5 protein-coding genes, 17 tRNA genes, 1 rRNA gene and 1 pseudogene are annotated in these 7,323 nt (G+C 41.6%); 1 reads left to right on the forward strand and 23 read right to left on the reverse strand.

What is annotated here, in order from left to right; genetic code table 11:
- Positions 1-73: 73 nt before the first annotated feature.
- The 5 genes and pseudogenes from B7699_RS04170 to B7699_RS04190 form a co-directional block, all read right to left on the reverse strand.
- Entirely contained in the window at positions 74-1,594 is a 1,521-nt protein-coding gene (locus tag B7699_RS04170) for an ABC transporter permease/substrate-binding protein (protein WP_084927236.1), read from the reverse strand.
- Entirely contained in the window at positions 1,587-2,315 is a 729-nt protein-coding gene (locus B7699_RS04175) for an ATP-binding cassette domain-containing protein (RefSeq protein ID WP_084927237.1), read from the reverse strand. The genes B7699_RS04170 and B7699_RS04175 overlap by 8 nt, the downstream gene beginning before the upstream one ends.
- A gap of 14 nt (positions 2,316-2,329) precedes the next feature.
- Positions 2,330-2,521 (reverse strand): annotated as a pseudogene (locus tag B7699_RS04180) (nuclear transport factor 2 family protein); the annotation flags it as partial.
- A 34-nt stretch (positions 2,522-2,555) separates the two neighbouring features.
- Positions 2,556-2,999 (reverse strand): MarR family winged helix-turn-helix transcriptional regulator, encoded by a 444-nt coding sequence (locus B7699_RS04185; protein ID WP_000655208.1) that lies wholly within the window; start codon positions 2,997-2,999, stop codon positions 2,556-2,558.
- 144 nt (positions 3,000-3,143) lie between these two features.
- Positions 3,144-4,337 carry an O-antigen ligase family protein gene (locus B7699_RS04190; protein ID WP_000835611.1) on the reverse strand — a complete coding sequence of 398 codons (1,194 nt, stop codon included), beginning with the start codon at positions 4,335-4,337 and terminating at the stop codon, positions 3,144-3,146.
- A gap of 270 nt (positions 4,338-4,607) precedes the next feature.
- On the opposite strand from B7699_RS04190, the gene birA reads away from it, so the two are divergent.
- The gene (birA, locus tag B7699_RS04195; RefSeq protein ID WP_000844492.1) at positions 4,608-5,543 is read left to right on the forward strand and encodes a bifunctional biotin--[acetyl-CoA-carboxylase] ligase/biotin operon repressor BirA; all 936 of its coding nucleotides are present in this window, start codon (positions 4,608-4,610) and stop codon (positions 5,541-5,543) included.
- 173 nt (positions 5,544-5,716) lie between these two features.
- On the opposite strand, the gene B7699_RS04200 is transcribed toward birA, so the two are convergent.
- The 18 genes from B7699_RS04200 to rrf form a co-directional block, all read right to left on the reverse strand.
- Positions 5,717-5,804 (reverse strand) — tRNA-Ser (locus tag B7699_RS04200).
- 6 nt (positions 5,805-5,810) lie between these two features.
- A tRNA-Ile gene (locus B7699_RS04205) sits at positions 5,811-5,884 on the reverse strand.
- 38 nt (positions 5,885-5,922) lie between these two features.
- Positions 5,923-5,993, reverse strand: a tRNA-Gly gene (locus tag B7699_RS04210).
- A 20-nt stretch (positions 5,994-6,013) separates the two neighbouring features.
- Positions 6,014-6,086: transfer RNA gene (locus B7699_RS04215), tRNA-Phe, on the reverse strand.
- A 3-nt stretch (positions 6,087-6,089) separates the two neighbouring features.
- Positions 6,090-6,163: transfer RNA gene (locus tag B7699_RS04220), tRNA-Met, on the reverse strand.
- 10 nt (positions 6,164-6,173) lie between these two features.
- Positions 6,174-6,263, reverse strand: a tRNA-Ser gene (locus B7699_RS04225).
- 12 nt (positions 6,264-6,275) lie between these two features.
- Positions 6,276-6,349: transfer RNA gene (locus B7699_RS04230), tRNA-Ile, on the reverse strand.
- A gap of 13 nt (positions 6,350-6,362) precedes the next feature.
- A tRNA-Met gene (locus tag B7699_RS04235) sits at positions 6,363-6,436 on the reverse strand.
- Positions 6,437-6,441: 5 nt separating this feature from the next.
- Positions 6,442-6,515, reverse strand: a tRNA-Pro gene (locus tag B7699_RS04240).
- A 15-nt stretch (positions 6,516-6,530) separates the two neighbouring features.
- Positions 6,531-6,604: transfer RNA gene (locus B7699_RS04245), tRNA-Arg, on the reverse strand.
- 11 nt (positions 6,605-6,615) lie between these two features.
- Positions 6,616-6,701: transfer RNA gene (locus tag B7699_RS04250), tRNA-Leu, on the reverse strand.
- Between the two features lie 7 nt (positions 6,702-6,708).
- Positions 6,709-6,780, reverse strand: a tRNA-Gly gene (locus B7699_RS04255).
- 22 nt (positions 6,781-6,802) lie between these two features.
- A tRNA-Thr gene (locus B7699_RS04260) sits at positions 6,803-6,875 on the reverse strand.
- Between the two features lie 18 nt (positions 6,876-6,893).
- A tRNA-Leu gene (locus B7699_RS04265) sits at positions 6,894-6,975 on the reverse strand.
- A gap of 5 nt (positions 6,976-6,980) precedes the next feature.
- A tRNA-Lys gene (locus tag B7699_RS04270) sits at positions 6,981-7,053 on the reverse strand.
- Between the two features lie 24 nt (positions 7,054-7,077).
- Positions 7,078-7,150, reverse strand: a tRNA-Asp gene (locus tag B7699_RS04275).
- A gap of 2 nt (positions 7,151-7,152) precedes the next feature.
- Positions 7,153-7,225, reverse strand: a tRNA-Val gene (locus B7699_RS04280).
- Between the two features lie 4 nt (positions 7,226-7,229).
- Positions 7,230-7,323, reverse strand: a 5S ribosomal RNA gene (gene rrf, locus B7699_RS04285); the annotation flags it as partial.

Here is a 7,323-nt window from a genome sequence, read left to right on the forward strand (position 1 = left end):
AAAAGCCCAGACAACATTGTCTGAGCAGTTTTCTATATGGTCGTTTAACAAAGTTGAGTTTGACATTTTCAAACTATTTCTTCAACAAACCTTGTTCTTGTAGAAACTCTTTGGCTACTTGTTCTGCTGACTTGCCTTCAACACCGACTTGATAGTTAAGCTGGCTCATCTGGCTTTCAGTAATTTTACCAGCCAATTTATTGAGAACTGTTTCCAACTCTGGATGTTTCTTGAGAAGAGCTTCTTTCATCAGTGGAGCTCCTTGATAAGGTGGGAAGAGTTGCTTGTCATCTTCCAAGACCTGCAAATCATAACGCGCCAATTCCGCATCAGTCGAATAGGCGTCCGTGATTTGAATATCACCTGACTGAATAGCCTGATAGCGAAGGGCTGGTTCCATCGTAGCTACATTGAGATTGAGACCATACATTGATTGTAAGCCCTTATTGCCATCTTCACGGTCATTAAATTCGAGAGTAAAGCCAGCTTTCAACTGTCCTTCTACTTTTTTCAAGTCCGAAATGGTCTTCAAGCCATATTCTTGAGCAATCTTTTTCGGAACAGCCACAGCGTAGGTATTTTGATAAGACATAGGTTTGAGATAGGCTAGACGATCCTGTTTGGCAATACCATCACGCGCTACCTGATAAACCTGCTCTGGCTCATGACTCACTTTAGGTGATGGCTGAAGCAAGCTTTCAGTCACCGTACCTGTAAATTCAGGATAAATATCAATATCACCTTTTTTCAGAGCTTCATAGAGAAAGCTTGTTTTCCCAAAATTTGGTTTAACAGTCGCAGTCATGCTGGTATTTTCTTCAATAAGGAGTTTATACATATTGGCCAAAATTTCTGGTTCCGGTCCCAATTTTCCAGCAATAACCAAATTTTCCTTCTCTTTTTGAGCCAAGAGGGCTGGACTATAAGACAAACCAAGCAATATTGTCACCAAGGCAAAACCAGAAAAAATCGTCCGTAATTTTGCCTTTTCCATCACTTTTAGTAGGAAGTTAAAGGCAATGGCAAGCACTGCAGAAGAAAGGGCCCCAATCAAAATCAGACTGGCATTATTACGGTCAATTCCCAAAAGGATAAAGGAACCCAGTCCCCCTGCACCAATCAAGGCAGCCAAGGTTGCCGTACCGATAATCAAGACGGCCGCTGTGCGAATCCCAGACATCATAACAGGCATAGCAAGTGGAATTTCAAACTTCTTGAGACGCTCCCACCTGGTCATCCCAAAGGCAATCCCAGCCTCTTGTAGACTTGGATCAATTCCCTTGAGTCCAGTGATGGTATTTTGTAAAATCGGAAAGATCGCATAAATCACTAACGCTGTCAAAGCCGGCAAGGTTCCAATTCCCATCAAGGGGATAAAGAGTCCCAACAAGGCCAGAGACGGGATGGTCTGGAAAATCCCTGCAATCTGTAAGACCCAATCCGCCAACTTCTCATGATAGCGAAGATAAACAGCCAAAGGAATCGCGATAAAAATAGCTAGTAACAGGGTCAAAAGTGACAACTGCAAATGTTGAGATAGAGCTGTCAACCAATCACTAAAACGATCCTGAAAAGTTGCAATTAAATTAGTCATGAACACTACCTCCAAACAAGTCTGCTACAAAGTCTGTTGCAGGCGCTTTTAAAATCGTCTCAGGATTCGCCACCTGACGAATCTCTCCATCCTGCAAGACAGCAATACGGTCCGCCAATTTCAAAGCTTCATCCGTATCATGGGTCACAAAAATCGTTGTCATCCCAAACTCTTTATGCAATTCCTTAGTCAAAACCTGCAACTGTTTCCTCGAAATTGCATCCAAGGCTGAAAAAGGCTCATCCATGAGGAGAATCTTAGGCTGACCAATCATAGCACGAACAATACCGACCCGTTGCTGTTCTCCACCAGATAATTCACTAGGCAAACGATGCCCATACTCGGCTCCTGGTAAACCAACCTTAGCCAAAAGCTCTTCAGTTTTCTGAGCAATTTCTTCCTTAGTCCATCCCTTCATCTCAGGAATCAGGGCAATATTTTCCGCGACCGTTAGATTAGGAAATAGAGCAATAGCCTGTAAAACATAACCAGTAGAAAGACGAAGTTCACGCTCATCATAATCTTTGATGCGCTTGCCATCCATATAAATATTTCCATCAGTTGGTTCCAAGAGGCGATTGACCATCTTAATCATGGTTGTCTTACCTGAGCCAGATGGACCAACTAAAACCATAAACTCCCCATTCTCAATCCGTAAATTTACATCTCTTAAGACATCTTTTTCTGTGTAGCGTAGCGCCACATTTTTGTATTCAATCATTCTGTATCCTCAATTTAAAACTTCCCTCTATTGGTCAAGTCTTCTACCTTAGGCATGACTTCCTTATTATCCCAATGTTCCACAATTTTCCCGTTTTCTAGACGGAAGATATCGTACTGGGCATAGGCAACTCCATCAATCTGAGTCTGACCATAGCTAACCACATAGTTCCCTTGTCCTAAGAGTTGGAAAACAAAGTCGAAAGTGGCCTTTACTTATAAACAGCTAATTTGCTCTATTTTAAACCTCATTTTCCTTCTCTTTCAGATTTGCCAAAATCCTTTCTTGAAAGGCTTCAAACTGACGAATTTCTTCCTCTGAAAATCCTTTGTAAAAGATCGTATCCAATTTCTGACTGATACGATGCCCCACTTCTTTCTGTGACTGCCCCAACTCTGTTAAAACTAAATACTTCTTACGCTTATCTTCTCCACATGGACTAATAGCTACAAGATTTTGTTCCTCTAGTTTTTTAATCATCGTCGTCAGTGTATTGTTAGCAAGCCCAGTTTCCAGAGCAATATCTGTCGCAGTTGCGCAGCCGGTTTCACTATTCCATAAAACCGCTAAAATCTTGCCCTGCTCACTCCGATAAAGAGCTTCAGGGTCTTGGCTCAGTAACTTTTGAAAAATCCGCCCATTCAACAAACGAATATGATGGGCTAGCAAATGACTATCCTTCATAACACCTCCAATTTATTTCGATATCGAAAAGAATAAAACAATTGTAACACTCATCGTTCTAACTGTCAACTATTTCGATTTGGAAATAATTTTTCCCAGTAAAAAAATCTCCTACCCAAGATAGAAGATTTTAATCTTATAAACTTAATCCGTCATGTCCGATACCAAAGTTCGATGCTCCAACGGAATACTGCACATAACTAGTAAGAAAATGAAACCTGACTGAATCCAGAAGAGGGCCAAGTCAAAAATTCCATGTACAGCAACCACTGTAAGGAAAGACAGATAAAGACCGATAATCGGACGTTTCCCCGACTCCTGACTCATATCCATCATCAATCGAACAGGAGCAACAGAAGACAAAACTAATAAAATAGTCCCCACAATTCCGTAACTCAGAATCGTATCGATATATAGACTGTGAGCATGTTCATGATAAGGAGCATTTATCCGAGGATAAGAGTGCATATAGGTCAATGGCCCTTCACCCCAGAAAGGATTTTGCTTAAATAAGGCCATCCCAGCATCCCAGATAGAAATGCGTTCTTCCATAGAAGAGTCTAAAGTCCCCATCCGAACTCCCAAGTCACTGGAAAAGAGGAAACTCAAGCCAATCGCAAAGACCCCTATACTAAGCCAAAAGGCCTTCCAGTTTTTAATGGTTGTAAAGAGATAAATAATGGCTCCAGCGATAATAGCAGGAAAGGCAGTTCGATTTTGCGTAAAGTTCAAACCAAAGAGATTCACAAAGCCTGCAAACACACAGAATACTTTCAACCAATTCAACTTGGTTGTTGTAAACAAATAGAAGGCAATCATGATACAGAAACAACAAATAATTCCATAATAATTAGGATTAAAGAAGGTCACTTCTGCACGATTTTGATGCCACACCTGCATATTGGGTGAAAGAAAAGCATAGTTAAATTTCTTTACAATTTGGAAATGTTCTAAACTCGCAAAAGCAGCTGACAAGACGCTACCAAACAAGACGAGCTGCAAAATCAAGCGAAAGAATTTATGTGATAAAATCGACTGATAGTGCAAAAAGAAAATAGTAAAAAGAAAAATTCCTACCGAAGCCACAACTCCCATCCAATTTTGTGCAAAAACGGATATAACAGTACTATAGCCAAGAAAAAGAAGCAGCATCGGATGCTCCCCCATTTTCTGAAGAATATTTTTCATGTCTCCTGTAAAAATCAAACTGATAATATATAAACAGAATACAACTACAAAAAGATAAAAGGGTAAAAAGATACTCAGGATAATTCCCAATAAAATCAGCTCTTTACTAGACAACCCTTTCAGCTTTTCAATAAAGCCTATTGATTTCAAAATGAATCCTTTCTCTCCAAATCAACTGATTCAGATAATAGTAAGCTACCCTTTATTGTACCACTTTTTTAGCAATTTGAAAACAAAGGAAACGTTTACTAGGTAAAAAAGGGAGCAAAAATACTGATATTTCAAAACTCAAACTTAATGACTACATTTACTATAAGAAAATCATACCGTAAAGACTAGGTATATGTTAAAATAGTAGTAATTAAGCAACTAGCCAAACTAGATTCAAATCACATACTACTCCTAAAGAAAGGAAACACTATGAAATCTTACCAAGCCGTCTACCAAATTCTAGCTAAAGAAATCGACTATGTCAGCGGAGAAAAAATCGCAGAAGAACTATCCCTAACCCGAACATCAATTTGGAAAGCCATCAAGCGTCTAGAACAAGAAGGCATTGAAATTGATAGTATCAAAAACAAAGGCTATAAACTGGTGAATGGAGACCTTATTCTTCCAGAACTTCTAGAACAAAATCTTCCAATTAAAATCAGTTTTAAACCCGAAACAAGATCAACACAACTCGATGCAAAAGAAGCAATTGATTTAGGAAATAAAGCAAACACTCTCTATCTAGCTTCCTATCAAACAGCAGGGCGAGGCCGTTTTCAACGTTCTTTCTACTCACCCCAAGGTGGCATTTATATGACACTCCATCTTAAACCCAATCTCCCCTATGACCAATTACCATCCTACACACTACTTGTAGCAGGAGCTATCTACAAATCCATTAAAAACCTAACTTTAATTGATGTCGACATAAAATGGGTCAATGATATCTACCTAAACAATCATAAAATTGGAGGGATTCTTACTGAGGCGATGACCTCTGTAGAAACTGGGTTAGTCACAGATATCATTATTGGAGTAGGAATTAACTTTACTATTAAAGACTTCCCTAAGGAATTAAAAGAAAAAGCTGCCAGTTTATTTAAAACACCAGCACCTATTACCAGAAATGAATTAATCATAGAAATCTGGCGCACTTTCTTCGAAACACCAGCAGAAGAACTATTATACCTATACAAAAAACAGTCATTCGTTCTAGGCAAAGAAGTTACTTTCACACTAGATCAAAAAGACTACAAGGGACTGGCTAAAGACATCTCTGAAACTGGAAAACTTCTAGTTCGATGTGATAACGGAAAAGAAATCTGGCTAAATAGCGGAGAAATTTCACTCAAGAGTTGGAAGTAGTAATCCATAAAATCGATAATATATAAAACATTTAGCTTTCCTTCGATCCACTACAGTTGACAAAGAGCCAAAAAACTTCAGATAAGTAATCTAATTAAGTTTTACAAATCTGAAGTTTTAATTCTACTATTCTTAAAAATATAAAAAAAGAGGGTTATAAACCCTCATAAAAACGGAGAATAAGGGATTCGAACCCTTGCGCCAGTTACCCGACCTAACGATTTAGCAAACCGTCCTCTTCAGCCTCTTGAGTAATTCTCCTATTAATGGGCACGAGTGGACTCGAACCACCGACCTCACGCTTATCAGGCGTGCGCTCTAACCACCTGAGCTACGCGCCCAAGTTAAAACTTGGTAATGTAATTTGAACAAAGTTCAAAGCGGGTGACGAGAATCGAACTCGCGACAACAGCTTGGAAGGCTGTAGTTTTACCACTAAACTACACCCGCATACATACTATTAATACAAATGGCGCGAGACGGAATCGAACCGCCGACACATGGAGCTTCAATCCATTGCTCTACCAACTGAGCTACCGAGCCTTATTGCGGGAGCAGGATTTGAACCTACGACCTTCGGGTTATGAGCCCGACGAGCTACCGAGCTGCTCCATCCCGCGTTAATACAAAAGGAGGATGTGGGATTCGAACCCACGCACGCTTTTACACGCCTGACGGTTTTCAAGACCGTTCCCTTCAGCCGGACTTGGGTAATCCTCCATACTATTCAAATGGACCTTGTAGGACTTGAACCTACGACCACTCGGTTATGAGCCGAGAGCTCTAACCAGCTGAGCTAAAGGTCCAACAAGATCATTATAGCGGCGAAGGGGATCGAACCCCCGACCTCCCGGGTATGAACCGGACGCTCTAGCCAGCTGAGCTACACCGCCATGTATCGGGAAGACAGGATTCGAACCTGCGACACCTTGGTCCCAAACCAAGTACTCTACCAAGCTGAGCTACTTCCCGAGTTAAATAGAAAAATGCACCCTAGAGGAGTCGAACCTCTAACCGCCTGATTCGTAGTCAGGTACTCTATCCAGTTGAGCTAAGGGTGCTCATTAGTTTATGCCGAGGACCGGAATCGAACCGGTACGATCGTTACCAATCGCAGGATTTTAAGTCCTGTGCGTCTGCCAGTTCCGCCACCCCGGCCTCTCTAAGCGAACGACGGGATTCGAACCCGCGACCCCCACCTTGGCAAGGTGGTGTTCTACCACTGAACTACGTTCGCACTGTTTTCTTCTATCTAAAAATGCCGGCTACATGACTTGAACACGCGACCCTCTGATTACAAATCAGATGCTCTACCAACTGAGCTAAGCCGGCTCATTTATTATATCTTAATGCGGGTTAAGGGACTTGAACCCCCACGCCGTTAAGCGCCAGATCCTAAATCTGGTGCGTCTGCCAATTCCGCCAAACCCGCATATATGACCCGTACTGGGCTCGAACCAGTGACCCATTGATTAAAAGTCAATTGCTCTACCAACTGAGCTAACGAGTCTAAAATAACTTGCGTTACCTTAAACGGTCCCGACGGGAATCGAACCCGCGATCTTCGCCGTGACAGGGCGACGTGATAACCGCTACACTACGGGACCTTTGGGAGTTAACGGGATCGAACCGCTGACCCTCTGCTTGTAAGGCAGATGCTCTCCCAGCTGAGCTAAACTCCCTAGAGCTAAGCGACTTCCATATCTCACAGGGGGCAACCCCCAACTACTTCCGGCGTTCTAGGGCTTAACTTCTGTGTTCGGCATGGGTACAGGTGTAT

Source organism: Streptococcus mitis (genome assembly GCF_002096835.1).
In the GTDB taxonomy this organism is placed as follows: Bacteria; Bacillota; Bacilli; order Lactobacillales; family Streptococcaceae; genus Streptococcus; species Streptococcus mitis_W.